The organism is Nostoc sp. UIC 10890, assembly GCF_054786515.1.
Genome location: NZ_JBSGKF010000003.1, coordinates 100,801 through 127,569 on the forward strand (window position 1 = coordinate 100,801; position 26,769 = coordinate 127,569).

Below are 26,769 nucleotides of genomic sequence, written 5' to 3' on the forward strand. Positions count from 1 at the left end.
CGCTGGCGTGTGTAATTCCGTTCGGATATTGGAAGTTAGAGGGTAGATTGATAGGGGCTAATACACGTGCGGAGGCAGCAACAGGCTGAACTGAGCTAAAGGTAAACGCCACAAATGCAGCTGTATGAAGAAATGTCTTAAACATAAAATTTGACCCATTCTACAGTTGGGCTAACCTATCGGCACGTTAGCCTCAATTTTGGTATGTGAACTCTGTTTATCGGTAGCTGCTTGGATTTCAAAACAGTAATTAGTACACCACTGTTGCAACCCTCTCACAATGCAGACCGACTCAATTGTTTTCTATAAAAAAATTTAGGTACGGCACTGCGGTTGAGATACTCATTGATGTCAACGACCTGACCATGCAGTTCGCTCCGAATTATATCGGTAATCACTGCGGCTGGAATAATCGGATCGCGCAGCATACCTTTGTTGTAAAACCTTTGGAAAAGGTTGTGCATATTTTCACCTACAACCTCTACAGGAGCTGACCTAGCTTCTACCTGCATCGCTGTATCGATTGTCCCAGGGCGAAAGGCATTCACTTTAACACCAGTACCTTCTAACTCAGCCGCCAAATTTAGAGTCATCATCTCTAAGGCTGCTTTACTGGTGGCGTAAGCGTTGCCACTTGGTGTGCCTGTGCCCGTTGCGCCAGCACTTGACACGTTAACGATTCGTCCCCAACCTTTTTTTATCATGCTAGGTAGAACAGCGTGGATACATCGAAAAGCACCATTTAAATTGATTTTAATAGTATGTTCCCAAGCGACCGGATCGATCTCTACAGTACGACCGAATGGTGCAATCACCGCTGCGTTGTTTACAATGATATCGACAGAACCAAGTTCCTCGGTAACACGAAGGCAAGCATCCTCAATTGCATCGGCTTGAGCCATGTCACATTGAATAGGAAGGGCGTGACCGCCTAGCTTCTGAATGTAATTGGTCACAGCCTCAATTTCCGCCAATGTTCGGGCTAGAACGGCAACACGTACACCTGCTTGTGCTAACGTTAAACACACAGATCGACCTAGCCCACGTCCACCCCCTGTTACAATTGCACTTCTTCCTTTTAACGATAATTCTGATGTCATTGCCCTTCTATCAAACTGTTTGTCTAGTACTTATGTTGCTTTTTTGGTGTCATTTCATGAAATATCTTAACTAATGCACGAAGATTTATAATCATTGTTCCATGCATTTCAATATTGCGTCTGATGCATTAATATTTGGTAAGCTGTATGTCTCGCACTTGGTAAACAGAATGGTCTTATGATTGAGGATCGTTTTGAATCTATTCGTAGTTTTGTAGCCGTTGCCCAAAGACTTAGCTTTGTCGAGGCTGCTGATAAAATGCAAATCGATCCGTCTACCCTCAGTCGACGAATTCGGCGTTTAGAAGAAACGCTAGGTGTTCGGCTGTTCAATCGCAATACCCGTCACGTCGTACTTACAGAAGCAGGTGCAATTTATTTGAAAAGCTGTTTAGACATTCTTACAAGATTAGATGAGGCGGATGCAACAGTATCTAGTCTGCATACAGACCCACGCGGTCTCCTTCATTTAACATTGCCTGTTGCCTTCGGACAAAGGCATATTGCTCCAGCATTACCAGAATTCTTGGCTCTTTACCCACGAATCAGCCTCGAGTTATCATTTACCGATCAATTTGTTGATGTAATGGAGGAAAACGTTGATGTTGCTATCCGTATCGGCAAACTCAGAGATTCACAACTTATTGCACGCAAGCTAGCTCCTAACCGCCGTGTCCTATGCGCTTCTCCTGGTTACTTAGACCGTTACGGGCGTCCAGAGAAGCCGGAAGATTTGGAAAAGCACAGTTGTTTAATATTTTCGTTGCTTGCTACAGGTGATACATGGCATTTATCCTGTGGAGACAAACAAGTGATTGTCCCTGTTAGAGGGAAGATCCGGTCTGATAACGCAGAGGCGCTATATCAAGCAGCTTTGGGTGACTACGGCATAGGATTATTAGCGACCTTTATTGTGGGTGAAGATTTAAAAAGCGGGCAACTCTTGAGTGTCCTTGATGAATGGACTACACCAGAAACCAATATTTTTGCTGTATTTGGACCAGGACGATATATACCTTCTAAGATACAGGTATTTGTTGACTTCTTAGTGGAACGGTTTCGCGGAGTTCCTTACTGGGATTGATGTTAAGTCCGGTAGCAAAGCCAACTCAAGAGCGTGGTACGCGCCATTTGGGAGTTTAAAGCCCCCACTATACGCATCCGGTATTAAGCTTTAAGAGTTCCTTTTTACAAAACTTTTGAGCAATTATTTGCCTAATTGTAGTTCCACCGCAACCATCAGATTGCGCTTCAAGTTAAATACAGCAATTACAATCCCAATCACCGCCAGCAGTCCCGTGACGTAACAGAAGGATGTATAACTACTGCCGAACACATCGCGGATGTGACCTACCGTCAGTGTTCCCAGCAGTGCAGCTGCGCCAAATGCGGTAAAGACAATGCCGTAGTTTTTCGCATAGTCTCACGACTTACGCAACTGGCACAACGTGATCGCCAGCTAATCGCCCAAGGAGAAAGTAATCAGACAAAAGGCAACCAGGTAGGTAGCAACGCTGCCTTTACCCACATTTAGCATCATAATCGAGGTGATAATGACCAACACATAGCAAACGATTGCCGCATTCTTTTTAATAAAACAAGGATAAACGGGGTAATCCTTCGGGTTCGCAGCACCTTACAGAAAGAAATCTTCTTGCAAGCCTGTCTCATTGTCTGTCAACTTTGAACATTGCATAGCGAGCGTTGTTTGATGTCATCTCAATAAATATCTCAATAAATATCTCAATAAATATCTTAATTAATGTATGCAAATTAATAATCATTGTTTTATGCATTTCAATATTGCAAATAATGCATTAATACTAGTTAAGAAGGCAGAAGTACGCTCGTCAGCTATGTTGAAGGAGACCCTACGCATAAATGCGTCCCTTGCGCCTCTCTTTAAGGAGAGGGATTTGATAAAGTTTGCACTTTATATATTTTCAACCTACTTAAAAGCCCAGAGCAGTGCGTTGGCTTTGTTTCCAGAGCTTGAAGCAACTGCTCTGGGCTGTCTTACCATATGGCAACGCAAACTTTCGAGGGGAGGGTTTCCCAAGGCGAGAAAAGTTTGTAAGAAGAGCACAGAGGATTTAGTTTTATACAAAAGCTTACAATCTTTCCTTTTGCCCTCTGCCTTATGAAGTATCTTTTCTACTTAGGTTCCGCGTGCCATATTTAATTTCTCGTTGCCACAAAACTACTCTAAAGCGCAATTGAAAGTGCAAAAACAGCGCTTAAAAAGATACTCTGTTAAAAACAAAAAGTCAGGAAATTTTGACATTAGGGTAATATCACTAGCAAAAAAGTGCTTAATCATACTTTATTGAATTAGAAAATCTGATGAACTTCGCCTCTCAGGTTAATTAAATTTAATTTTAGGTATTACCGATTATTTGTTTGAAAAATCAGTTAGCGCTCTTCCATCACTCTAAGCAGAGAAAAATCTTTACTGCACAAGAGTTTCAGGTAAAAATGACGATTTTAGCCATAATGTTAGAAAATAAAGCCTAAACCCAATTGTTATCTGAAGTACAAAAGTTTTCTAAGATTTTTCTTTAACTAGAGTGATGGAAGAGCGTTAGGAAGATCCAGAAAATAAAATATCTAGCTGTCGCCCAGCCTTTCAGGCTGGGCGACAGCTAGATATTTTATTACTAGTAAGTGCCTTAATGCGTATATCTTGTCGCTTCATATTCTACAAGATTGCACTTAAACTGCTTCTTTTCAAGGCAAATCAAAATTCTGCATTTTATGCAATAGCTGAAGTTTACCTCGTTTTTTTTCCTTGACTTTTGCTGCTTGCAAATCGTCTGTATATAAGTCATATCACTAAAATATCGTACACAATAAAATGTTCTTTCTAGACAATCTTGATGTATAATTAACTACATTGTAGTATTTATCTTATACAAAAAACGAAAAATCAGTATATTTACGAATACATAAAACAGCGAAATGTAAAATGATTGTTATGAAGATTTAAAAAAATTGTTGATCATATTTGATCAAGTACGAATAGCAACAGAGCATACAGAGCAAACCCATATTAGGGGGTAAATGAGCAATCGTACAGAAAGTTACGCTAAGGCTATAACCCTTACTGGATAAGCATTCTGCAAATCGATATTTTTTGCAATTCTCGATGTACCAATTTACCTAAAGTTTATTTGATACAGAATTTTACAACGTAGCCATAAGGATTTCAGGCTACAAAAACTAGAGGGGTTTAAATGGTACAGTTTTATCCATGTCAATCAGTATGTTACCAGCAGGTCATCAAGTCCTTATCGTAACTTTCTGCATAGCTGCTCATTTGACCCCTATTACTTTTGAAATACTGGCTGGGTTTGGGTTTAGGTTCGGAAGGCACTCCTGCCAATGAATTTACAAAGCCTTAATTAGGAGAGGCGTTCAGAATTTGAATGAGTTTGCTCTCTATGAATTAACAATGTATGCTAAAACCAACTTTGCCTAAGGAGAAAAGCACTTAACGTTTTGGTAAACGTTCTAAACCCTCATAATCTTATAAAGGGTTCTGTGTGCAAAGTTTCCTACAATGACTTGAGGTAGGCATAGCAGAGCAATTGTTAAAGCTTAATCATAAAAAGGTTTTCAAGTTTTGCATACATTTCTGTATCATTACTATTGATGACCGAGCTAAAGGTGTCAATTGTTTTACGAATATTATTGACACTCATAAGTGATGCAGTTTCTCCAATGTTTTGGTGGTTTTAGCATTTTGTAACTAATGTTTACGTCTTAACACTGTTACTATCCTTGATTGAGAATTTGAACAGTTATATGCTTGAACCAACAATAGACTTACAGGCTTGTAATATCCAAAAAGCAGTTAATCTTCTCGGACTGAAACTTTCTGACGCGGAATTGAGTGAGTTAAAAACTGGCAATAGTATTTCGCTTGAAAGTAGAGTTTTAAGTGAGATTGGATCGGTGTTTATCCTAGCAGAGGCTATTTTAAGGACAAAGCTCGTTAAAGTTAAGAATGTTACCTTTTGCGATCTGCAAAAGGCAGTGGCAGAATTTTCACAGCATTTTGGTATTCCAATCTACTGTTGGGACTCTCGGACAGGTAGTAAGTGCTGTCTTCTACTGGCTTTAGTTGATGGTAAACCTGCAATTCGGGTTTCGTACTTGAGTCAGGAACCAAGTATCACGATGGCTGTACCTCAAGTGTTACAGTCAGTCTGACACAGTTTGGCTTTAAATACACAACAATGTTTAGACAGCAGTGAAGACAACAATATTCACGTTTTCATAGGAGGTGTACATGATACCTGTAAAATTGTCTGCTTTAGGAATTTATGTACCGACTAAGGTAATGACAAACTACGAGCTAGCTCAAATCGTAGATACATCTGATGAGTGGATTAGAACAAGAACTGGGATAATTGAGCGCCGAATTGCTGCTCCTGAAGAAAACACGTCTACCCTGGGAATCTCTGCTGCCAAGCAAGTGTTAAGCAAGCGTGGAATCGATCCATTGGAAATAGAAATGGTGTTAGTGGCAACTATGATGCCAGACGCTCCATTTCCATCAGTGGCTTGTAAGGTACAAGATGGTATAGGAGCTAATAACGCATTTGCTTTTGATATATCTGCAGCATGTTCGGGGTTTGTTTATGGTCTTGAAATTGCAGCCCAATTCATCAAAACTGGCACCGTGCGTAATGCTTTGGTTATAGGGGTAGAAGTTCTTTCAAGGTGTATAGATTGGCAAGACCGCTCTACATGTGTTTTGTTTGGAGATGGTGCAGGCGCTGTTTTACTCGAGTCAGCACAGGAAAATTGTTTCTTAAGTTCTGTGCTTCGTGCTGATGGTTCAGGTCAGGATCTTTTATATATGCCTGCTGGTGGAACTACACTTCCTGCGTCAATTCAAACTGTTGAAAATAGGCAACACTTTCTAAAAATGAAAGGAAAGGAACTATTCCAAGCTGTAGTGCCTATAGTCTGTGATGCTATCCTCGATGCTTGTGAACGAGCAAGGATATCCATTGAAGACGTTCAGCTTATTGTCCCCCATCAGGCTAACGTTCATATTATCGAAGAATTAGCTGTATACTTGGGAATTCCATTTGAACATTTCATGTGCAACCTCCATAAATATGGAAATACATCTGCAGCTTCAATTCCACTTGCTTTATTTGATGCAGTTCAAGAAGGGAGAATTGTACCAAATGATTATGTAATGATGGTTGGATTTGGGGCTGGGCTTACTTGTGCAGCAAGTTTAATTCGCTGGGACAAATCCTTTGTTTGCTAAAGAGTTGTTTATATATCAAGAATCAAATGTTTATGGAAGACAGGCTTTGTGCATCTTCTACCCAGTCTTCTATTCAACTAAAGACTGGAATAGATATAGTTTGTATCAAACATATGCAAGACTTGGTAGATGAACCAATAGGAGTCTGGCTTACAGAGAGAGAGTGGAAGGATACTTTAGAGCTTTCTTATGATGCTCAACGACTTCAACGATTAGCAGGAAAGTTTGCTTGCAAAGAAGCTGTTTTAAAGGTTTTGGGAAGTGGCATTAGTGAGATTGAATTGCTTGACATAGAGATTCTACATGATAGATATGGAAAACCAATTATTTTTTTACAAGGAACTGCTCTTCCGTATTGGCAGAAAATAGCAGCCAGTTATTTGGATGTGAGCATTAGCCATGACAAAGATTATGCAGTAGCTATCGCAGTTGCAATGTGCTGGAAGAATTGCATTCCTTAGAGAATAAGAAGAGGTTCTGAATATGTCAAAGCTGGAAGCATTTGTCTTTAAAAATAAGCGGGGACAAAACCTTGTGGGTGTTATGCATCATGGACAAGGAGATGGATCTAGACCTTGCCTGATTGTATGCCATGGCTTTGCCGGTACAAAAATTGGTGGAAGTCGCCGATTTGTGGAATTTGCTCGCTATGCTGTGAAACACAATTTATCAGTATTTCGATTTGATTTTGCAGGTTCAGGTGATAGCGATGGTGATTTGGTAGACCTTACTTTAGATAGAGAATTAGAGGATTTACAAGCTGCGATCAATTTAGTGACTGCAATAAAAGGCGTCGATCCGTATAGAATTGGACTCGTTGGACATTGCATGGGTGGAGTGACTGTTATCCGAGAAAGTGCTAGAAACTCGCAGATATATAAAACTGTTGCATGGGCACCATTTACTGATTTATCAGGTATAGTGCTGCGACTGGTTGGAGAAGATGCATTTTCTATTTTGCAAGAGAGTGATGAAGCAGAATTTCTTTATCATGGGGAACTTATGCAATGTGGACCTGAAATTCTAAAGCAATCTTCCGAACTTGATATGTTTAAAGAAGTTGCTCAGGTAAACCAACCTTTGTTAATCATTCATGGAACTGAAGATGCAACAGTTCCATTGTCAGAGGTAAAACAATTAGTAGAGCAAGTGCAAATGATTTCAGAGAACCCACCAAAGTTACAGATAATAGAAGGAGCCCATCATTCATTTCCATTTCATCAAAAGGAACTCTTTGAGTTAACAGTCAAATGGTTTAATAACAAAAAATGACTGTGTTTTCATGAACGAGAAAGAATTTAGTTTGATGACTAAGCACTACCAACAAGGATAGTAAAAGAGGAAAGTTATGGTTGCAATAGATGAGAAACATTCTACTACAGCCTCATTTGATGAATTTCGCATCGCTGTTGCACAAAGACTTAACATAGATTTAAACGTGCTTTGTCCTGAAGCTTCATGGGTAGATGATGTAGGAATTTCTTCTGTAGATATCGTCAAAATTGTAATGTTAATACGTCAAAAGTTTGGCGTTAAGATATCTACCACTCAAGCAGGAAAAATTAAAACTGTACAAGATGCTTATCAATTCTTAGGAGATGGAGTGAAGAGTGCTTAACACAGAAAAATTGTCTTTTCAAAAGCTACTTCAAATATCTTCAGAAAAGAAGAGCGAGCGCTTTAAAATAGCAGCTTTTGATATGGATGGGACTTTATTAAGCCCTAACCATCAGCTTTCAGAACGTACAATTTCCGCTGTCCAAATGATTGCCAGTAAAGGAGTGCTTGTTCTACTGGCAACAGCACGCATGGCAAAGGCTGTAAAAAATCATCTCGATAAGTTGGGGACGCCCGGTCTTATAGTTGCACATAATGGAGCATTAGTGAAGGATGTAAAAACCGGTCAAACTTATCACCATCAGACAATCCCAAAAAATGCGGTTGTGAAATTACTGGATTTGTTAGAGGAAAAGGGGGGGGTCATTCATTTTAATTGCGATGATGAGATTTACCTGACTACCCCTAACCCTTACAGCGAGATTTATTCCCAAGAGTTGCAAGTTGATTTCAAGTATATTTCCTCTCTTCATCAACTTGAACTAACTCCCACAAGCATCTTGCTAATAGATAGAAAAGATGCACTAGAGCAATTATTAACGACAGTCTCTGCTCAATTTCAAGGAGAAGTTGATTGCGTACTAGTTCCCTGGCAAGGTAATATTTGGAGGATGCAGTTTTTACCTCCTAATACTTCAAAAGGAAAAGGTGTTTTGCAAGTTGCCAAACGTCTCGGAGTAGAAACAGAAGAAATTATCAGTTTTGGCGACAACTACAACGACATGGAAATGATCCAATCTGTGGGGTTAGGTATTGCGATGGGTAATGCAGTAACCGAGCTAAAACAAGTGGCTGACTTTGTGACTCTCTCTAACCGAGAAGATGGAGTAGCATTGGCATTGGAGGCATTATTTGGGTTATGAAACAAATAAAGCAGGCTCATTATGCGCTAGTCTTTCCAGGGCAAGGTTCTCAATATGTGGGAATGGGGCTAGAAATAGCTAAAGAGTTTTCATCAGCCGAGAAAATTTTTAAATCTGCAGAGCAGATTACCGATTTAGCTATTCGGGATATTTCTTTCTTTGGTCCTGAAGAGCATTTGATGGAAACTTCTATTACACAACCTTGTTTGTTGACAACAAGCATTGCAATTTACACTGTCTTTCAAGAACAGTTCTCTGCAAAGCCAGAATTTATTTGTGGTCATAGTGCAGGAGAATATGCTGCGTTAGTCGCTACTGGCGTACTCTCTTTCTCTGATGCTATACGTTTGATTCAGATCAGAGGGTCTTTGATGTCAAAGATGCAAAGGGGTAGTATGGTAGCTCTTAAAGGAGTTACATTACAGGAAGTGGAAGAATTATGTAACAAGGCTGTTCAGCCGGGAGGTGTATTAGTTCCTGCTAACTTAAACTCACCTGAGCAAATCGTAATTTCTGGAGATGATAAATCTGTAGATGCAGCTGTTTTATTTGCCTTTGAAAACAATATGAAAGCTATTCCCTTGTCTGTTTCAGGGGCATTTCACTCTCCTTTAATGCAAGAAGCTGCCAAACAATTTGCTAAAGAGACTCGTAATGTTTCATTTAATGATGCCACTGTACCTGTCATTTCAAACATTACAGCACAACCAGTGATTGGCGGTTATACATGGATGAATTTGTTATCGCAACAAATGACTTCTACTGTTCATTGGGAGTCTTCAATACGTTATATTCAACAACAGGGAATTGAAATTTTTGTTGAGGTAGGACCGGGACAAGTATTGTCTAAGTTAATCCGAAAAATTGTTCCTTCTGCTTTAATTTTGAATGTAGAGGATATCTACTCTTTGAAGACAACACTTTTTGAGATGAAGGAAGTTTTTGAAGTTCAGCTTCTTTAATGATTTAAACGCAATACGGTTCAGTTAAGGATTTTTAGTGAAATTTAGTGATGTGTTAGGCTTCCAATGCTCTTTACGGACTGGGCATAGCAACTCTATGTATCGCCGTGATGATAATAATTTTCGTCTTATCCGAACCGTATTGGATTAAAACCAACACTTCTTATATTTGAGAGGAGAAATATTTAGATGGACGCAACGAATACAGCTTTGTCACCAGATTTAACTATCCAAGTCCAAAATACAGCACTTCCAGCAGGTATGAGATACAGCCTCAAAACTGAAAGCTTTGCTAGGAGAGGAATAGGGAGAAAAACTTTATTGCATAATAGCAGGAACCACTGTATTGATTCACCTGAACTTTTTCCTCAAGAAAAAGGGTTAGTCAAGGTTGTTGTTACCAATGAAGGTGAAAGAGAATTTGCAGAACCTCTAGACATCAACCTCTATGCATCTATGGACGCAACGAATACAGCTTTGTCACCAGATTTAACTATCCAAGTCCAAAATACAGCACTTCCAGCAGGTATGAGATACAGCCTCAAAACTGAAAGCTTTGCTAGGAGAGGAATAGGGAGAAAAACTTTATTGCATAATAGCAGGAACCACTGTATTGATTCACCTGAACTTTTTCCTCAAGAAAAAGGGTTAGTCAAGGTTGTTGTTACCAATGAAGGTGAAAGAGAATTTGCAGAACCTCTAGACATCAACCTCTATGCATCTATGGACGCAACGAATACAGCTTTGTCACCAGATTTAACTATCCAAGTCCAAAATATTGATTCACCTGAACTCTTTCCTCAAGAAAAAGGGTTAGTCAAGGTTGTTGTTACCAATGAAGGTGAGAGAGAATTTGCAGGACCTTTAGACATCAACCTCTATGCATCTGTGGACTCAGCCCTTAATTTCCCATTAAATGAAGGTAATTTAGTGGGTACAGATGAGCTGTTGGGTAGCTTAGATTCCCGTTTAGTTAACTTATTTCCAGGAGAGTCCCAAGAATTTACTATAGACTTTGCAGGGACTGAAGTTCGCAATCCCTCTGTTGTAGCACCTGCTTCTTACTATTTAATTGCAGAAGTTGAAGCAGGTAGGAATGTTGGTGATAGGAGTGCAGAAACCAACTTAGCAAATAACTTAGCTAGTACACATGTTTCTGTAGAAAATAGCGACGTTATTCTTGATTGGAATGCCACTGCTTTGAATGCTGTACAAAGTAGTGGTCAGTATGTTCTAAGAGGATCGCGGTCTTTAGCAATTGTTCATGGTGCAATATATGATGCTGTTAATGCAATAGACCAAAACCACGATCCTTATCTTGTCAGTGTAGAACCATGTCTCGCTGAAGATGCTTCACGGGAAGCTGCTGCCACTGCTGCTGCATATACCGCGTTGGTCGATCTCTTTCCAACTCAAACAGCCGAATTTGACTTACAATTTAATAGGTCGCTGGCAGAAATTCCTGATGGTGATGCAAAGTCCAAAGGGATTGAATTAGGAACATACATTGCCGAGCAAATATTGTCCATTCGCAGCGCAGATGGTGCAGATATTTTTTCAGGAGGGTCTTATACACCAGGAACTGAACCGGGTGATTGGCGACCCACTCCTCCTAATTATTTACCCGCAGGTTTTCCGGAGTGGGGCAATGTCACTCCCTTTGGTGTTCCTTCAGTTGATGAATATATAGGAGATGGCTTCCCCGAATTGACAAGCGAACAGTATGCAGCAGAGCTAAATGAAGTCAAGGCTTTAGGTAGTATTGATAGTACAATACGTACTGCCGATCAGACAGAAATTGCAAAATTCTGGTCATTTGACCGTATAGATAGCTTAGGAGTGACAGGTTATTGGAATATCATTGCACAAGAAGTAGCTTTACAACAGGGCAATACACTAGAGGAAAATGCCCGTTTGTTTGCACTGTTAAACTTTGGACAAGCTGATGCGAGTATTGCTGCTTTGGCTTCTAAATATGAGTACAATTTCTGGAGACCGATTACTGCAATTAGAGAGGCTGATACTGATAACAACCCAGATACAGTTGCCGATCCACAATGGGTATCACTGCTACCCACACCTTCTAATCCTGACTATCTGGCTGGACACGCTATGGGCGGTGGTGCCGGTGCTGCAGTCATGGAGCACTTCTTTGGCGAAGACTTTGGCTTTACTGTAACTTCACCAGAAACACCTGGTATAGCTCGCTCTTTCGGTAGTTTCTACAAAGCTGGTCTTGAAGACACCTTAAGCCGCATATATGGTGGGGTACATTATCGCTCAGCAAGTGAAGAAGGCCTGGCAGCCGGTATAGCTATGGGCAACTATATCGTCGAAAACGTTCTAGTGTAATGAAAATTAGCTCCTACTTTAATTTCTTAAAGTAGGAGCTAATGTATGGACATTGCACAGTAGACAACCTCAACTCATCCCTCTATTATGCAACGCCCGTTTTTCTAGCTCTTCTAGACTTAGATGTGTGGCTACACTAATTCTTTTCGGCATTAGTCATCTTTGCACTCACTTCTTTTATCGTAAGCGATTACCCGGTCATGATATACCACATATGGTAGCAATTTTACAACTTAGGGATCGCACTATTAGTGCTAATGAAATTATCCCTCTATTAACTACTTATCAAATGCTACCCCGATTGTCGCTTGAGCTTATTCTTGATGAAGCTATTGCTTCTATGGAATGTACATCTGAGGAAATAGCTAGCAACTACCAGCAGTTTTGTCAAACCAATCAACTTGTTACAGAAGCACAACGTCAGACATGGTTGAGTCGTTATGGCATGAACTTACAACAATTAGAAGCTTTAGTAACACGCAAATTGAAAATTGAAAAGTTTAAACAAGCAAACTGGGGAGACAAAGTAGAATCTTACTTTCATAAACGTAAGTTAGAACTTAACCAAGTTGTTTATTCCTTGCTTCGAGTTCAAGATATAGGTCTTGCTCAAGAACTTTATTTCCGTATTTTAGAAAAAGAAGAAACTTTTTCTGAGCTAGCTCAAAGATATTCTCAAAGTCCAGAAGCCCAAACTGGTGGATTTGTTGGCCCAATTGAGTTAAATGAGTGCCATCCAGGTTTAGCAAAGATGTTTAAAATGAGTCAGCCAGGTCAACTTTTGCCTCCAATTCAAGTAGGGAAATGGGTAATGATTGTGAGGCTAGAGAAATGGATTGTAGCACAATTGAATGAACAAACACGCCAGCGATTGCTCAATGAGCTTTTTACAAACTGGTTGCAAGAGCAGGCCAGCCCGACCATATTACCCAGTCCAAAAACTGTTAATGATTGAAGGATTAGATGATTAAGAATTATGCTGCAACAAAATCGGCGTCTTGCACTTTCACTCAACATTCCATTGGTAATCACTGTTCTATCTGTCTGTGCTTTGCTTGTACTATCCCAGCTTTACCTTGCAATTCCACTCATTCCGGTTCTTCGTGAGAATTTTGGTGTATCTCAAGTTGTAGCAACATGGACTGCAAGCACATTTGGTTTTGCATATGCTTTTGGTTTCTTGATATTTGGTCCTTTATGTGACCGATTTAGTTGCAAGGTCTTGCTAGTTCCAGGACTAGCAATGCTAGCGTTGATGACTGTTGCTGTGGGTGCAAGTCCCTCTTTTGAATTACTAGTTAAATTTCGAGCTTTTCAAGGATTTCTTGCAGCAACATTTGCACCAATAGCTTTATTTTATGTTAGTGAGGTTTTACCTGTATCAACTCGTCCTGTTGGTATTGCTTGTGTTAGTACAGGGTTCCTTTTAGCTGGGATTGTGGGGCAAGTTTATTCTAGCATTGTCATTGTAACCTTTGGCTGGCGTTGGGTCTTCTGGTTTTTAGCGATCGCTTACGCTGTATTTGCTTTTACTGTCGCTTATAAATTTCCTGATAGTGTTAGAAAAAAGTCTGGTGCAAGCATCCTAAGTGTTTACAAAAATATAATATCACTTTTGAGATCATATCAGCTTCTTGCTACTTATGGAGCCGCTTTGATGGTTCTCTTCAGCTTTGTATCAATGTATAGCGGATTAGAACCACATTTAGTCAGTCGTTATGAAATTAGCCAGAACGACCTCTTATTTATCCGTATGGCTGGTATTCCTGGAATGCTGTTAGCTCCATTTACTAGTAATTTCATAAAGCGGTGGGGGAGCAAGACTGCCGTGGTTCGTGGACTCTTGCTGGCATCTGTTGGTTTGGGTTTAGAAGCTATTTCAGGTCAATTGTTCATTTTGGTACTTTCAAGTGGAATCTTTGTTGCAGGTATATCTACTACCATGCCATCTTTGATTACCCTTATAGGTTCTATTGCATCGCGATCAAGAGGATCTGCACTCGCTTTATACACATTTGTGCTTTTTACTGGTGCTAGTTTTGGCCCTATAGTAACCAACTTGCTTCACCCTATAGGCTTTCCCGGTCTGTGCGCTATCCTGGCTTTCTCGTTAATGATAGCCGCAATAAATATTGAGATAATCGTATAAAAATATACAAGGTTTGCGTGCAATTAGATACCTCTTCTAGCAACTTCAGTCAACTTTTAGCAACACACTCCTCTGCTACTTTGTTTTCTAAGTCATAACGCACTTAACCTTATGGAGGACTTATGAACCGTTTATTAGGAGCCTCAGAACACACACTGTCTTTACTAGCTCAGACTAAACCAATAAACGTCGTTCTTTGTGCAACAGTTACAGGATCAATTACCATCAAACAACTCAATGCAGCTCTAGCTTGGGCTCAGGAGCGACATCCGCTGCTTAAAGTAAAAATTGTGGGCGAAGAGTCTGAGAACCCACGTTTTGTGTCTGAAGGTGTTTCTAGTGTCCCACTGCAAGTCATTGAGCGGAAAGGAGAAGGACATTGGTGCCTGGAGGTTCAAGAAGAACTTTCCCGCCCTTTTTCTAGGGCTAAAGGACCCCTAATACGCGTAATTTTTCTTCAAGCTCCCAATATTTCTGAACTCATTGTTTGCTTTGACCATTGTCTTGGTGACGGTTTATCAGGAGCTTATCTCATACGGGATGTTCTACACTATCTTAGTGAACTCAACATTAACCAGCCTTGTTTGCAAGAACTACCCTCTTGTGAGGAAGTTATTCCTTTAAGAGACAAGAAAATTGTTGATGACCAGTTTATTAAAACAGTATATTCCACAATTTTTGAACGAAAGCTGTCTGTTCCTAACGAAAATGCTGGTGAGCAGCAAAACCGTTTACTTTATTGGTGTCTTTTCCCTGAGGAGACTGCTAGGCTAATCTCATACTGTCGCAAAGAGCATACTAGTGTTCATGGTGCAATATGTGCAGCATATTTCTTAGCTATTGCTAATGAGTTAAAGTTGAAAGATGATGAAATTCTTAAGTGTATGTCTCCAATTAATCTTAGAAATTATCTTTCACCGAAATTAGGTGAAGATTTTGGAGCATATTATACCCGTGAAGTCACTTATCATCAAATTGGATCTGCAAGCAGATTATGGGATGTAGCTAGAGATGTAAAGCATCAGCTCAAACAGGTAATGGAAAATAACAAGATATTCAATCATCTGTTAGAGGTAGAAGCTTTTTTATCTACTAAACCTGATGCATTAAAATTGCGCCAGTATCTGAAAGGATTAATAGGTTCAGACCTGACTATCACCAATTTAGGTCGCTTAAATTTTCCAATCCAGTTCGGTTCATTGTATCTAAAGCAACTTTACGTAACAGTGGCAGGTATTGCACCAATTATCGTAGGAGCAGTTACGTTGGGTGGTAGGTTGTTTGTCACCTGTCGCAACCTAGAGACGATCCTACCGCAAGCTTGTGCCCAAAGAATTAATCAACAAGCTATAGAGCAACTCCGTAAAGCGGTACTAACTAATTACAGCTAAATCTTTCAATACTATGAACATTTTTTGAATCAAGCAACAAAGTACTTACCTTACCTTACATTTGAGAGAAAAAATGAAAAAGCGGAAGTTGGGAAAACAAGGGCTTATTGTTTCAGAACTAGGTCTAGGATGCATGGGAATGTCAGAATACTATGGTTCCCGTGACGAAAAAGAAGCAATTGCAACTATTCATCATTTTCTAGAGCTAGGGTTAAACTTCATAGACACGGCAGATGCTTACGGAATTGGTCATAACGAAGAATTAATCGGAAAAGCAATCCGAGAGTATCGTGACCAAGTAGTTTTAGCATCCAAATTCGGTATTGTTCGAGGAAAAGATGGCAGCATTGCTGAGATTAGTGGTAGACCTGAATATGTCCGTTCTGCTTGCGAGGCTAGCCTGCTTCGTCTTGGTGTAGAAGTTATTGATTTGTACTACCAGCACCGGGTTGACCCCAACACACCTATAGAGGACACTGTAGGTGCTATGGCTGAGTTAGTTAAAGAAGGCAAAGTTCGCTTTCTAGGTCTTTCGGAAGCAGCTCCTCAAACTGTTCGACGTGCTCATGCTATTCATCCAATTACCGCATTGCAAAACGAGTATTCCTTGTGGAGCCGCGATGTCGAAAATGAAATTCTGCCAATGTGTCGGGAACTTGGGATCGGACTGGTCGCTTTTAGCCCTCTAGGTCGTGGCTTTTTTACAAGCAAAATTAAGAATCTTGATAATTTGGCACAGGACGATTTGCGGCGTCGTTTGCCGCGCTTTCAAGATAACAACTTTAAACATAACCTTGTATTTCTCAAGCATATTGAGGCGATCGCACAAAAAAAAGGTTGCCGACCTTCACAACTTGTCTTAGCTTGGTTGTTAGCACAAGGAGAAGATATCATTCCAATTCCTGGGACTAAGCAACGAATTCATTTGGAAGAAAATTTTGATGCTTTAAAAATAGAACTTTCTGTAGATGATCTACAGCATATTAACGAGGTAGCACCTCAGGGTGTTGCATCAGGTATGCGTTATCCAGAGGCTTTAATGCGTACAGTTAACCTCTGAAACTGATTTGTTAAACTCTCATTCGGGTCGTCCTTTGTCAGTTGTTATTGGGTGGTAGTGCGTTGCGGAAGTTGCCTCCGTTGTAGCAAATGTTGTTCATTTGTCACTCATTTAAATAAAGAACTAAGAAGGACTGTCACAACGATTTGTTAGTAATTTTTAGGATTCCAATATCTAAATGCAAAGAGGGCGTTTACTATGAGAATGGATGTAGCATCATTAGCTAATCAATTAGGATTCTTGGCATTAACTAGCTATATTGTCACATTGCTCCCTACAATTCTGAAAATTGTTTTTCCTCAGACCAAAGAAACTGGTCTGCCTCAATGGCTGCTAAAACATCGCCGTTCTATTGGTATTCTTGCCTTTTTTTTGCCTTGATCCATGGATTCTTACTGGTAAAAAAAAGGAACTTTGACGCTTTTGACCTGAAGACATATTGGATTTATTCTCAAGGAACAATCACTTTTATAATTTTTACACTTTTGGCTATAACCTCTAATAACTGGAGCATTAAAAAACTGAAGAAAAACTGGAAAAAATTGCATCAATTGACCTACCTAGCTATGTTCCTTTTAACATGGCATATTTGGGACAAAATGTCAGGGCATTGGACATATTTAACGCCCATTGGAATTGTAGCTACTACCGGGATAATAGTTTTATTCCTTATAAGACTTTGGATTGAAAGCCAAAATAAACAACAAAAACCTAAAGGAAAAAAATCTCAAAGAAAGTTGCCAGCAAATACTATGGGATAGCACTAGCAACCTTGAACAGATTCTGTAAATGGAGCGCCTCTTTATAGTGTCAAAGCCAAATTACTGCAAAGTTTCCGTAGCCTTCGCAATAGCGGCAATAGCAGCTAGCCTTGGAATGGACTCGTCTAGACTGCTTTCAGAATCAAAAACAAACACACTCACCTCTAACTCTTGTCTAACTACTCACTATTCTAGTACTTTCAAGGAGCATTCAATTTGGGTTTATGTAGTTGTCTTCTTCCCAGATGGTAAGACTTTAGCTAGTGGTAGTTATGATGGTACTATTAAAATTTGGAATTTGCGTAACAGCAAGCTACTTCACTCTATCAAAGCACATACTGATGGAATTGAATCCCTTGTCATTAGTCCTGATGGTAATATCCTTGTTAGTAGTAGTTGGGATAACCGGATTAAGCTGTGGGATCGTAAAACAGGAGCTCTGATTAATACCCTTGAAGGACATACAGATAATATCAAAGCAATTGCCATTAGCCCCAATGGAGATTTACTTGCCAGCGGTAGTACTGACAAAACCATACGTCTATGGAATTTGAAGACTGGCAAACTGCTCTACACACTTCAAGATGTAGATTGGGTGAGATCTGTCGCTTTTAGCCGTCAAGGTAATCTTTTAGCTGCTAGTAGTGAGAGTGGTAGCATCAAGATTTGGCAAATGCCCTCTCGCAAATTGCTACGCGTACTAGCAGGGCATTCAGGGACAGTGAGATCGATTGCCTTTAGTCCTGACGGACAAACTTTAGTTAGCGGCGGTGCAGATAAGACTATCAAGCTTTGGCACCTATCTAATGGCAAAACGCTAAGTTCATTAATAGGGCATTCGGCAGAAGTCTTGTCAGTTGCCTTTAGCCCAGATGGGCAGACTCTGGCTAGTAGTAGCTATGACAAAACTATCAAACTTTGGCATTTACCTACTGGCGAACTACTAAACAATTTGGCAGAGCATTCTAAATCTGTTTGGTCAGTTGCTTTTAGTCCTCAAGGTGATACCTTAGCTAGTGGCAGTGGGGACGAAACTATTAAACTTTGGCGTATATCAGCTTTCAAGCAAGCTAAAGCTAGTTCCACACAGGGTTTTTTCAAGTCAACTCAAGGTTGCAAAGGACGCTCTGACTTCTGATGAACTACGTAAAATTAACGCTTACTGGCATGCTGCTAATTATCTTTCTGTCGGTCAAATCTATCTTTTAGATAACCCACTACTTAAAGAGCCGTTGAAACTAGAGCATGTTAAGCGTCTGTTTCAGGCAGTTTAGGTCAAACAAAAATAACACGAATAATTTTCCCAAAAATTCCCGAAAAATGCACAAAGTCAACAGCCTAGCCTTAGTCTCTTATCCTGCAGTAGCTGAAGCAACTGTAGTGGGCAAGCCAGATGAGATCAAAAAGTGTCAGTTTTTCAGCTTGAATCACTAAAAGCTTATCGCTTGAAGCCTCAAATTTGAATGCAGTCGCACAATAACAGTAAGTCGAAGAGGAAAAGCAAATGGTTTATGTACTTGCCACATTGACACCTAATCCTGATGAACCAGAAGCTCTAGAAAATTACAAAAGACAAGCTAAAGCTATTCGTGATGAATATGGAGCAGAACTCGTTTTGCGTCTTAATGTCAAAGAACAATTGCTAGGCTCTTTTGAGGGAGAATCCATTCGTATATTAAAGTTTCCTTCTGCTGACCATGTACAAAAGTGGTTAACAGACCCCCGTTATTTAGAAACGTTGCCACTTCGAGACCGAGGTTACCGCAAAGTAAGTATTACCATTTTAGAAGAGTGATTGAAGCGTAACAACATATTGGAGTAATTCGGAGTAAACCCTAAATATGGTATAGCGGTTATCAGTTCAGTTCAGTTCAGTACACTTAGGAGAAAGCAATTCTACTGGATAACTGGTTAGGGCGAACGCATCTAAATATTAAAGATCGATAATCAAGGTTTAATTCCCCAACAGTATACCACATAGGACTTTCAGAGAATTAGGTATAAAGCTGATTAAGAATGATAATCGTTGTGGAGGCGTGAGTTTGTGGCAGCCGTCGGCTGCCAAGCAATACAGGTTCGTTTTTGTAGTAAGGGACTTGCGAAAAAATAAAGTACCAGGCATTCTAGAATATTTAGGAAGCGCGGATCTACTTGTCACTGTAAGGATAAAATGGTTCTTGGCAACTTTTGGTGATCTTGGTTGGGGAAGGCAGAAGGCAGAGGGCAGAAGGCAGAAGTCAGAAGAAAGAAAGGAATAAGTAGTAAGTTCAAGCTTTAAGTTTGTTTAAACTTGCAACTAATATACTTTGCATTTCCTCAACTTCATTTAATAGGGGTGTGAAAAGATTTTTCTCGGCTAAATCGTAAGGATTCAGGTGGCAGAGTATTCACAAGGGGGACACTTGAGGGTGAGTATCACAAATATGAACCAAAGTCTGCCTCAAGAATTAGACCGAGAAAGCTTAAATCAGTTATCGAAAGACGAACTGGTAAATATCATCATTGAGCAGAGAAAGGCAATAGGTGAGTTACAGAAAATAATCTACGAACTACACCTTGAAGTAGAACAGTTAAAAGTCAGCAGAGATTTGGACAGCAAGACTTCATCCAAACCACCATCTGGGGACATTCTGAAAAAGAGTGAAAACAAAAAAGCACCCTTGGAAGAAGAACCAAACCATCCTAAAAGAAAACCAGGTGGGCAACCAGGACATACTGGAAAAACCCGTAAGGGCTTTGGCAGAATAGATCGTTATGAAATCTTACGACCGACTAATTGTGCCTGTTGTGGTCAAAAAGCATTTGCTCACACGGCAGTAAAAATAGAGAAACAGTCTGTAGCGCAATTAGTAGAACGTCCAATTGAAATAGTGGAATATCAACGCTATACCTGCGTATGTGAGTGTTGTGGAAATATACAAACAGCCTTATGGTCGCCAGATATTATCCCAGGACAAGATTTAGGAATCAGATTACAGTCCTTTTTGGGATGGGTCAATAATTATGCACACATGCCCTATGAAAAACAGCAAGAAATGCTATGTGAACTGGGGCAAATTGAAATCGGTCTAGGAACAATCGTAGCAACCAATGAACGAATAACTCAAGCGATTGAACCAAGCATTAATGAATTAAGTGATTGGATAAAACAGACACAACCTAATGTTCATGTGGATGAAACACCTTGGTCAGTCAAAGGGATCAAAGAATGGTTGTGGGTAGTTGCCAATTCTGATTTCTGCCTATTTACTGCTGCTGACACTCGTTCCAGAGCCGAATTATCAGCCATTTTAGGGACTGAATATACAGGGGTACTCAGCAGCGATGATTTTAGCGTTTACAATGGCTATCCAGCTTTTGCCCAGCAGAAATGTTTGGCTCATCTACGCCGACACTTCAAAAAACTAATCTTAATTCCAGGTCTTCACAACCAAGCTATCGGTGAAACGTTTGTTAATTTAATTGATGAAGCTTTTAGCAATTATGCTCGATGGTTTGAAACTCTTGATTCAAGTAGTTATAACGATTGGGTCAATCAATTCAAAGCTAAGTTGCACTCCTTACTCAATCAGTGGATTGACAAGGCAGGAGCGACAGCAGGCCAGCTTTTACGTTCTTTGCGCGATAAAGCAAGTCAATGGTGGTATTTCCTTGACTTCCCTGAAGTTCCTCCTGATAACAATCAGGCCGAACGATCGCTTCGTTTGGCTGTGACAAAACGTAAGGTTAGCGGTGGTTCCCGTTCAATGGAGCGGTTTCAACATACTGCCAATTTATTGACTGTGGTGCAAACCTGCCGCCGTCAAGGTAGGTCTGTGATTGACTTTTTTGCACAAGCACTGCTGGCTAATTCTAATAAGTATCTGTCTCGCCCATCCCTACTTCCTAAATATTAGACCTGAATCCTTACGCTAAATCTACTTCTTTGGCAATGATTAATTGAGTATCAAGTTCTCTCAAAGAGCCTAATGCAATATGTAAGAACTGTATGTATTCTGGCTTTGAACGCCTTCCATAGCCTTCTGCTATATTAGATGCTACAGATACAGAAGAACGTCGGATTTGGCTGGTTAAACCATACAATTCGGACTGAGGAAATAGGCGGGTAAATTTATAACAATTGATAGCAAGTTGAACCGCCCTTTGCCAGATAAACTGATTTCTATAACTCATATAATCAAGTGTAAATTGTCAAATTTTTATCCTTAAATAGCCAATAAAAATCGTCGTTCAAGTAAATCTATTTTGGCGCGACCATACATCTGTCGCTTTAACATTTTCAAGCGATTAATATGGCCTTCAACTGGGCCATTACTAACTGACATAGTTACACCTGCTTTCACAGCATTGTAGTCAGACTCTAAACTAACAGCAAAGGAGCGCAACAAAGAAACAGAGCTGTTTTTAGCTTTGTTTAACCAAGTATCGAGCTGCTCAGGCAGGCGTTGACGCACAACGAATGCAAGCTGTTGCGCTAGTTCAATAGCTGACTTCAAATCCGAATCTGACTTTTCCCGTTAAATCTTGAAAAGCTTACTGGTAAAGGATTTAAGAAACAGCGCGGCAGATACGGTAAAGTGATGAAAACTCGGTGCTAAAGGTGACAAGCAATGCTGGACTGGTGGGAAAAAAATTTTGCAACTTTAGAACTCGGCGATCACCGATTGAATGAGCGTGCAATGTCGATAGGCTATGCTCTTAGTCTTGGGTTCCATTGCGGCAGTTCTGAGTTGAGCAACGAGACGATGTAGAGCGCTCTGTAGACTGCCCGACTCCAAAAGCTGGGGACGGAGTGCCACGACCGATCGCCGCGCTTCAGTCAGTCCAGTTCGCGCCAATTCTTTAATCAGGTCTAAATGCGCCTGAGCTGCTTCCAAATCATCTGTTAGCACCTGTTTTGCAGCTCCTACCTGAGCCAGAATACCTGTAAACGCCTGAGCGAGTGTGTCGTGAATTTCGCGTGCCATGCGGTTGCGCTCCTCTAAAATTGAGGCTTCTTCTGCTTGCTTCAGCGCCGTAATATCTCGCGATAGCCAAATCACCCGGTCGTGATTGATTGGGGCAATGCGAGCCGAAAACCAGGCTTCTCGTCCATTTAGAAACGCACTGTACTCGACTGTGAGGATTTGTTGGGTTCTCAGCACCTGCTGAATATAACTTAGAAATTCATCGGCTTGTTCCTTTCCGAGTTGATGCATGGTTTTACCAATCATCTCCTCAATGGGTTGCCATAGTAGATTTGGTTCCTGTGCGATTATTTCAAGGAATCGCCCTTCAGCAGTCAGTACAAATAATGGATCGGGAATTGCCTCAATTAGAGTCCGTAGCTTTGACTCTGAGGCTTGCAGGGCTGCTTCTGCTTGTTTGCGTAAGCGAAGCTCGTCGTAGACATCGCTAATATCCGCAATCACGCCTTCGATGTATCCATCGTCTGCATTCAGATAAGCAGAGAAAAGTCCCCAAAACACTGTCCCATCTCGTTTTCGCCCCTGTGCTTCATAGCTTCGCACTTCCCTATCACGCTTCAGCAACTCAAGGAATTGTTGGCGATCGCTGGGATTTACATAGTAGTCTGTGGCGTATTCAAGCCCAATGCTCTCCTCTGGTGAATCAAAGCCAAACAGATTGGCATGGCGTTGATTGGCATCGAGAAGTAATCCATCCGAGAGGCGGGTTCGGAAGATGCCGACCTGCGAGTTTTCAAAGATAGTTCGGAACTTGGCTTCACTGCGTTGTAATGCCTCTTCTGCTTGCCTACGCTGGGTGGTGTCATTGCCCACCGATAAGATTTCAACGACATCTCCCTGGTCATTGAAGATGGCTTGATTCGACCAGGCAATCCAAACCCGTCTACCGTCTCGACACAGGTTTTCACCCTCGCCTTGTGGGTACGATTGAGGATTACGAAGTAAATCGTGAACTATAGGTCTTACATCGCGTCCAGAGAGTTCGACTTCTGGAATGATCGTTTCAAATAAGGTTCGCCCTAAAATCTCATGTTCTTCATAGCCCAGGAGTTTTACCCCATAATCGTTGATGTATCGAATTCGTCCTTGCGGATCATAGCGAATGATGACTGAATTCGCGGTTTGTAGCAGGTTGCGGTAATTGGCCTCACTTTGTCGTAACGCAGCAGTTCGTTCTGCGACCTGTTGCTCTAAAGTGCAGTTGTAGTCAGCTAGGAGTTTCTCGGCTTGTTTGCGCTCTGTAATATCCTGAAAGGTAGCGATCGCATAAGTGATATTGCCCTGTCGATCGAAAACTGGTGTTCCCCGTGCCTCAAGTAGAATTGTGACCTGATCTCGACGAATTTCTATATCTTCAGTCCTAACGCGTTCGCCCCTTAATGCCCGCACAATAGGCAAGCTCTCCGCTGGATAGATTTGATCCGTTCCCGCTACATAAAGTTGATAAGCCTCTGATATCTGCTCCGGTGCGATGGAAGTATCAGTTTCTTTGCCTATGAGTTGATTGCCGCATTGGTTGGTATAGTAAGGGCGACCCATCGCATCCACGATCGCAATTCCCACCGGAATCGCTTCGAGGAACTGGGTGATCTTGCTTTCCTTAGCCTGTAGTTCTGAGTAAAGGTTGGCATTTTCGATGGCAATCGCTGCTTGAGTCGATAATACCTGAGTTCGACATAACAGAAACGCTTAAAAATGAGTCGTAGTCGATGTTCTATCAATTAGTGATTCTTCTTGAGAATTAATAGTCAAAATAAGCTAATCCAAAAACTGCTACTTTGGAAAATTTAAGTTAAATAATTTACTTCAATAAAAAGAGTAATTAAACTAACAAAGCAGGTAAATTTTCGGCTTCATTTTTATCTAGCTTTAAAGAGGGTTTTTTCTCTTGAAAAGTATAAGCAATTAAACCTGCAAGGAGATTAACCATAAAATTATTAACACTTCTATGGCGAGAATGAACAATTTGAGAAATGTTTTTTAATTGGTCATTAACAGTTTCAATTAACGACCTTTTGCGTAACATCAGTTTTTCCCACAACTCAATCAACTTATTATTCATGTTTTTCTTAAAGGGAGTAATTAGCTTGATATTATTGACCAAAGTTCTTCCCATAGCTTTTTAGAAATATACCCTTTGTCTCCAAAAAGATCACCCCATAAATTTTGAGTTAAGGTCGGAACTGGTACTCGGTCATCTGTATTTCCAGGAGTTACTTGAAAAGCTAATAATTCTCCTTGCTCATTAATGATTAAATGAAGCTTAAACCCAAAGTACCAAGCTACAGAACTCTTTCCCCAACCCGATAACCCTTTAAATACTTTATTTCTTTTTGCTCTTTTTGGATGACAAATTGGAATCGATGTACTGTCAATAAAACTGATGCCAGTGATTTTTCCTTTCCGAGAATTTAAGTATAAGATTAAGGGCATTAAAGTATGAGGCATTAATTCGATAAATCTGTTATAACTTACCAAACACGGAAATTCTTTTTGATGATATTTTACTAGATTCTCTTGATAATAACTCTTAAAATTTCGATAATTAGAATGATGAAAATAGACTATTATTGTCATGACCTCACTTAAACATAGTTGACTCTTGCTTTCTCTTTGTTGCTTTTGAGATGCAATAGCTTTAGACTGAAAAGCTTCTTCAAAAATCACACAAAAATTATCTATTTCATAAAATAATTTTTCTAATTCCATTATCCGTTCCTCTCTCTGAAATAATTACTTTATTCTCAGAGCTTAGAGACAATATTGATTGTTGCTAGTAATATTACTTAGGTTTTTGTTAGAAAAATTTACTTATTGAAGTTGTCTACTAGCAATTATTTATAAATAGCTTAAAATTATTGACAATTACTCAAGCCTAACAAAATCCTGTAACTCTTATCAGGAAAGATTTATAGCTTCTTTCCTTACATCGAACTCAGGTGATAATAGCTGCAAGACCTGCGATCGCTCTGGTGTAAATACTCCAACTGCTAACCGATTTTCTAAATACAATACACCGACCAGCTTGGCTTGATTCAGCAGCGGCAAACAGAAAATAGATTGAGGCTGGTTCTGTTGAATGTATGGCTCATTAATAAAAGCACCTTCACGAGTCGCATCATTTAAGGTGACAGGCTTTAGAGTCCGAATCACATATTGAATGATTGATTCTGGCAATTGATCGGCAATTGGAATAGACTGTAACACCTGAGTCGCACAAGCATTCTCATCGGCATTGAGTTCACAAGCCGCTTCAATCGACCATTCTCCTGAGTTTTCTAAAATCAGATATCCGGTTTGTGCGCCAGCATTCTCAATTAAAGTTTGCATCAGCGATCGCAGCAATTGCTTCAGTTCAATTTCACGAGAAATCGTCTGTGAAGCTTTCATCACTGCTGCTAAATCGAAAGCGGTATGGAAGGGATTAGAGATAGTTTCAGCAGTAATAGGAATTGATGTGGAAGCGGCTCTAGACGACTGAGAAAAGAACTGTGGATAGCGAGTTTCTAAGTCTTTAACTTTAGCGATTGCGCCCCAGCGATCGTAGCAATAGTGCGCCTCTTTCATATAAGTTTGAGCAATTTTTGACCGACCTCGCGCCAGATAATGTTTAGCCGCTAATTCATAGGCGAGTGCTTCTTCCTGGATATACTCATTTTCAGCAGCACCTGCGATCGCTTGTTCATAAAACTCTTCAGCCTCAAGAAATTGCCCTAAGACTCGCGCTTTCTCTGCCTCGACTAGATAAAATTTATGTAGATAATTCATGGGAGCATGTTCTGCCCATTTCTGCATTTTTTCTTGGTTGGTGTTAACAGAGTTTAGCCAAGCTACTTTTTCAGAGTTTGAAGCATCAGGCGATAGGCTCAAAAGCGCCAGCGAATGATAGAAACAGAATATAGGTAGAACCGTTATTGCTGTCACCTCTTCAAAATGTTGCCTTGCCAAAATAGCAGTCTGTTCAGCTTGATGGTGTTCTTCAAATAGATAACACAACATGACTTTGTGCAAATAGAGTATTTGGATTGCAGTTCCATCTTTAACTGCAATAGCGTGTGATAACGCCTGTTCTTCATTATGTAGCCGACTAACTAAGCGGCTGAAATTCTCAGGTCTATCTTGCAAATTAAGAATAGTCTGCCGCAATATTGCCAGCCAATTCGAGGAGCATCCCAATTTGGCAAGAAGACCAAAGAAAGGAAAAATAATTCGCGAGATATCATCGCGAATTAGGGGGGGACTATACGAATGCTGTCCATA

General features: G+C 40.3%; 21 protein-coding genes and 6 pseudogenes. 20 read left to right on the forward strand and 7 right to left on the reverse strand.

All coding sequences use genetic code 11. The annotated features are described in order from the left end of the window. Positions 1–275 precede the first annotated feature (275 nt). Entirely contained in the window at positions 276–1,100 is an 825-nt protein-coding gene (locus ACWATR_RS31660) for an SDR family NAD(P)-dependent oxidoreductase (RefSeq protein WP_460341687.1), read from the reverse strand. Positions 1,101–1,278: 178 nt separating this feature from the next. Between ACWATR_RS31660 and ACWATR_RS31665 the strand changes: the two genes are divergently transcribed. The 18 genes and pseudogenes from ACWATR_RS31665 (at position 1,279) to ACWATR_RS31750 (ending at position 19,337) form a co-directional block, all read left to right on the forward strand. Further along, the gene (locus tag ACWATR_RS31665) at positions 1,279–2,184 is read left to right on the forward strand and encodes a LysR family transcriptional regulator (RefSeq protein ID WP_460341690.1); all 906 of its coding nucleotides are present in this window, start codon (positions 1,279–1,281) and stop codon (positions 2,182–2,184) included. Positions 2,185–2,445: 261 nt separating this feature from the next. Further along, the gene (locus ACWATR_RS31670) at positions 2,446–2,634 is read left to right on the forward strand and encodes a hypothetical protein (RefSeq protein WP_460341693.1); all 189 of its coding nucleotides are present in this window, start codon (positions 2,446–2,448) and stop codon (positions 2,632–2,634) included. Between the two features lie 2,270 nt (positions 2,635–4,904). Then, on the forward strand, positions 4,905–5,312 hold the full coding sequence (locus tag ACWATR_RS31675) for a hypothetical protein (RefSeq protein WP_460341696.1): 408 nt from the start codon (positions 4,905–4,907) through the stop codon (positions 5,310–5,312). A gap of 79 nt (positions 5,313–5,391) precedes the next feature. Beyond that, positions 5,392–6,387 (forward strand): beta-ketoacyl-ACP synthase III, encoded by a 996-nt coding sequence (locus ACWATR_RS31680; protein ID WP_460341699.1) that lies wholly within the window; start codon positions 5,392–5,394, stop codon positions 6,385–6,387. Between the two features lie 32 nt (positions 6,388–6,419). Then, positions 6,420–6,848 (forward strand): holo-ACP synthase, encoded by a 429-nt coding sequence (gene acpS / locus ACWATR_RS31685; RefSeq protein WP_460341702.1) that lies wholly within the window; start codon positions 6,420–6,422, stop codon positions 6,846–6,848. Between the two features lie 22 nt (positions 6,849–6,870). Beyond that, positions 6,871–7,659 carry an alpha/beta hydrolase gene (locus tag ACWATR_RS31690; RefSeq protein ID WP_460341705.1) on the forward strand — a complete coding sequence of 263 codons (789 nt, stop codon included), beginning with the start codon at positions 6,871–6,873 and terminating at the stop codon, positions 7,657–7,659. Positions 7,660–7,735: 76 nt separating this feature from the next. Next, entirely contained in the window at positions 7,736–8,005 is a 270-nt protein-coding gene (locus ACWATR_RS31695) for an acyl carrier protein (RefSeq protein ID WP_460341708.1), read from the forward strand. Next, the gene (locus ACWATR_RS31700; RefSeq protein ID WP_460341711.1) at positions 7,998–8,867 is read left to right on the forward strand and encodes a Cof-type HAD-IIB family hydrolase; all 870 of its coding nucleotides are present in this window, start codon (positions 7,998–8,000) and stop codon (positions 8,865–8,867) included. Before ACWATR_RS31695 ends, ACWATR_RS31700 begins: the two co-directional genes overlap by 8 nt. Continuing rightward, the gene (fabD, locus tag ACWATR_RS31705; RefSeq protein ID WP_460341716.1) at positions 8,864–9,829 is read left to right on the forward strand and encodes an ACP S-malonyltransferase; all 966 of its coding nucleotides are present in this window, start codon (positions 8,864–8,866) and stop codon (positions 9,827–9,829) included. The genes ACWATR_RS31700 and fabD overlap by 4 nt, the downstream gene beginning before the upstream one ends. Before the next feature lie 189 nt (positions 9,830–10,018). After that, the gene (locus ACWATR_RS31710) at positions 10,019–12,181 is read left to right on the forward strand and encodes a vanadium-dependent haloperoxidase (protein WP_460341720.1); all 2,163 of its coding nucleotides are present in this window, start codon (positions 10,019–10,021) and stop codon (positions 12,179–12,181) included. A gap of 127 nt (positions 12,182–12,308) precedes the next feature. Next, positions 12,309–13,136 carry a peptidylprolyl isomerase gene (locus tag ACWATR_RS31715; protein WP_460341723.1) on the forward strand — a complete coding sequence of 276 codons (828 nt, stop codon included), beginning with the start codon at positions 12,309–12,311 and terminating at the stop codon, positions 13,134–13,136. A 21-nt stretch (positions 13,137–13,157) separates the two neighbouring features. After that, on the forward strand, positions 13,158–14,330 hold the full coding sequence (locus ACWATR_RS31720; protein ID WP_460341726.1) for an MFS transporter: 1,173 nt from the start codon (positions 13,158–13,160) through the stop codon (positions 14,328–14,330). 122 nt (positions 14,331–14,452) lie between these two features. Next, entirely contained in the window at positions 14,453–15,721 is a 1,269-nt protein-coding gene (locus ACWATR_RS31725) for a phthiocerol/phthiodiolone dimycocerosyl transferase family protein (RefSeq protein ID WP_460341729.1), read from the forward strand. Positions 15,722–15,794: 73 nt separating this feature from the next. Further along, positions 15,795–16,781, forward strand: a complete 987-nt coding sequence (locus tag ACWATR_RS31730; protein WP_460341734.1) for an aldo/keto reductase — start codon at positions 15,795–15,797, stop codon at positions 16,779–16,781. Between the two features lie 326 nt (positions 16,782–17,107). Further along, positions 17,108–17,542, forward strand: coding sequence for a ferric reductase-like transmembrane domain-containing protein (locus tag ACWATR_RS31735; RefSeq protein ID WP_460341738.1), 435 nt, complete (start codon positions 17,108–17,110; stop codon positions 17,540–17,542). A 115-nt stretch (positions 17,543–17,657) separates the two neighbouring features. Then, positions 17,658–18,680, forward strand: coding sequence for a WD40 repeat domain-containing protein (locus ACWATR_RS31740; RefSeq protein ID WP_460341741.1), 1,023 nt, complete (start codon positions 17,658–17,660; stop codon positions 18,678–18,680). Beyond that, positions 18,670–18,795, forward strand: a pseudogene (locus ACWATR_RS31745) (phosphoketolase family protein); the annotation flags it as partial. The gene ACWATR_RS31740 and the pseudogene ACWATR_RS31745, both read left to right, overlap by 11 nt. 251 nt (positions 18,796–19,046) lie before the next feature. Next, positions 19,047–19,337: a DUF1330 domain-containing protein gene (locus ACWATR_RS31750; RefSeq protein WP_460341744.1), complete on the forward strand. Its 291-nt coding sequence runs from the start codon at positions 19,047–19,049 to the stop codon at positions 19,335–19,337. Positions 19,338–19,809: 472 nt separating this feature from the next. Here the strand turns inward: ACWATR_RS31750 and ACWATR_RS31755 are convergent. Then, positions 19,810–19,905: pseudogene (locus ACWATR_RS31755) on the reverse strand (four helix bundle protein); the annotation flags it as partial. Between the two features lie 60 nt (positions 19,906–19,965). On the opposite strand from ACWATR_RS31755, the gene tnpC reads away from it, so the two are divergent. After that, entirely contained in the window at positions 19,966–21,438 is a 1,473-nt protein-coding gene (gene tnpC / locus ACWATR_RS31760; protein ID WP_460341563.1) for an IS66 family transposase, read from the forward strand. Positions 21,439–21,451: 13 nt separating this feature from the next. Here tnpC and ACWATR_RS31765 read toward each other — a convergent pair. Both ACWATR_RS31765 and ACWATR_RS31770 read right to left on the reverse strand, forming a co-directional pair. Then, positions 21,452–21,715: pseudogene (locus ACWATR_RS31765) on the reverse strand (four helix bundle protein); the annotation flags it as partial. 32 nt (positions 21,716–21,747) lie between these two features. Next, a pseudogene (locus ACWATR_RS31770) lies at positions 21,748–22,038 on the reverse strand (transposase); the annotation flags it as partial. A gap of 114 nt (positions 22,039–22,152) precedes the next feature. On the opposite strand from ACWATR_RS31770, the gene ACWATR_RS31775 reads away from it, so the two are divergent. Next, positions 22,153–22,293 carry an IS4/Tn5 family transposase DNA-binding protein gene (locus ACWATR_RS31775; RefSeq protein WP_460341747.1) on the forward strand — a complete coding sequence of 47 codons (141 nt, stop codon included), beginning with the start codon at positions 22,153–22,155 and terminating at the stop codon, positions 22,291–22,293. Here the strand turns inward: ACWATR_RS31775 and ACWATR_RS31780 are convergent. The 3 genes and pseudogenes from ACWATR_RS31780 to ACWATR_RS31790 form a co-directional block, all read right to left on the reverse strand. Beyond that, positions 22,252–24,177 (reverse strand): annotated as a pseudogene (locus ACWATR_RS31780) (PAS domain S-box protein); the annotation flags it as partial. The gene ACWATR_RS31775 and the pseudogene ACWATR_RS31780 sit on opposite strands and share 42 nt — an antisense overlap. A gap of 154 nt (positions 24,178–24,331) precedes the next feature. Beyond that, positions 24,332–25,218: pseudogene (locus tag ACWATR_RS31785) on the reverse strand (IS982 family transposase). A gap of 189 nt (positions 25,219–25,407) precedes the next feature. Beyond that, entirely contained in the window at positions 25,408–26,655 is a 1,248-nt protein-coding gene (locus ACWATR_RS31790) for a GAF domain-containing protein (RefSeq protein ID WP_460341750.1), read from the reverse strand. Between the last annotated feature and the right edge of the window lie 114 nt (positions 26,656–26,769).

What these genes read in the sequence shown, in the direction of transcription:
- ACWATR_RS31730 (WP_460341734.1), top strand. Translation starts at nt 15,795, where the DNA reads ATGAAAAAGCGGAAGTTGGGAAAACAAGGGCTTATTGTTTCAGAACTA.
- ACWATR_RS31690 (WP_460341705.1), top strand. Translation starts at nt 6,871, where the DNA reads ATGTCAAAGCTGGAAGCATTTGTCTTTAAAAATAAGCGGGGACAAAAC.
- ACWATR_RS31710 (WP_460341720.1), top strand. Translation starts at nt 10,019, where the DNA reads ATGGACGCAACGAATACAGCTTTGTCACCAGATTTAACTATCCAAGTC.
- ACWATR_RS31740 (WP_460341741.1), top strand. Translation starts at nt 17,658, where the DNA reads ATGGACTCGTCTAGACTGCTTTCAGAATCAAAAACAAACACACTCACC.
- ACWATR_RS31675 (WP_460341696.1), top strand. Translation starts at nt 4,905, where the DNA reads ATGCTTGAACCAACAATAGACTTACAGGCTTGTAATATCCAAAAAGCA.
- ACWATR_RS31750 (WP_460341744.1), top strand. Translation starts at nt 19,047, where the DNA reads ATGGTTTATGTACTTGCCACATTGACACCTAATCCTGATGAACCAGAA.
- ACWATR_RS31665 (WP_460341690.1), top strand. Translation starts at nt 1,279, where the DNA reads ATGATTGAGGATCGTTTTGAATCTATTCGTAGTTTTGTAGCCGTTGCC.
- tnpC (WP_460341563.1), top strand. Translation starts at nt 19,966, where the DNA reads ATGAACCAAAGTCTGCCTCAAGAATTAGACCGAGAAAGCTTAAATCAG.
- ACWATR_RS31725 (WP_460341729.1), top strand. Translation starts at nt 14,453, where the DNA reads ATGAACCGTTTATTAGGAGCCTCAGAACACACACTGTCTTTACTAGCT.
- acpS (WP_460341702.1), top strand. Translation starts at nt 6,420, where the DNA reads ATGGAAGACAGGCTTTGTGCATCTTCTACCCAGTCTTCTATTCAACTA.
- ACWATR_RS31735 (WP_460341738.1), top strand. Translation starts at nt 17,108, where the DNA reads ATGGCTGCTAAAACATCGCCGTTCTATTGGTATTCTTGCCTTTTTTTT.
- ACWATR_RS31660 (WP_460341687.1), bottom strand. Translation starts at nt 1,100, where the DNA reads ATGACATCAGAATTATCGTTAAAAGGAAGAAGTGCAATTGTAACAGGG.
- fabD (WP_460341716.1), top strand. Translation starts at nt 8,864, where the DNA reads ATGAAACAAATAAAGCAGGCTCATTATGCGCTAGTCTTTCCAGGGCAA.
- ACWATR_RS31775 (WP_460341747.1), top strand. Translation starts at nt 22,153, where the DNA reads ATGCTGGACTGGTGGGAAAAAAATTTTGCAACTTTAGAACTCGGCGAT.
- ACWATR_RS31695 (WP_460341708.1), top strand. Translation starts at nt 7,736, where the DNA reads ATGGTTGCAATAGATGAGAAACATTCTACTACAGCCTCATTTGATGAA.
- ACWATR_RS31720 (WP_460341726.1), top strand. Translation starts at nt 13,158, where the DNA reads ATGCTGCAACAAAATCGGCGTCTTGCACTTTCACTCAACATTCCATTG.
- ACWATR_RS31680 (WP_460341699.1), top strand. Translation starts at nt 5,392, where the DNA reads ATGATACCTGTAAAATTGTCTGCTTTAGGAATTTATGTACCGACTAAG.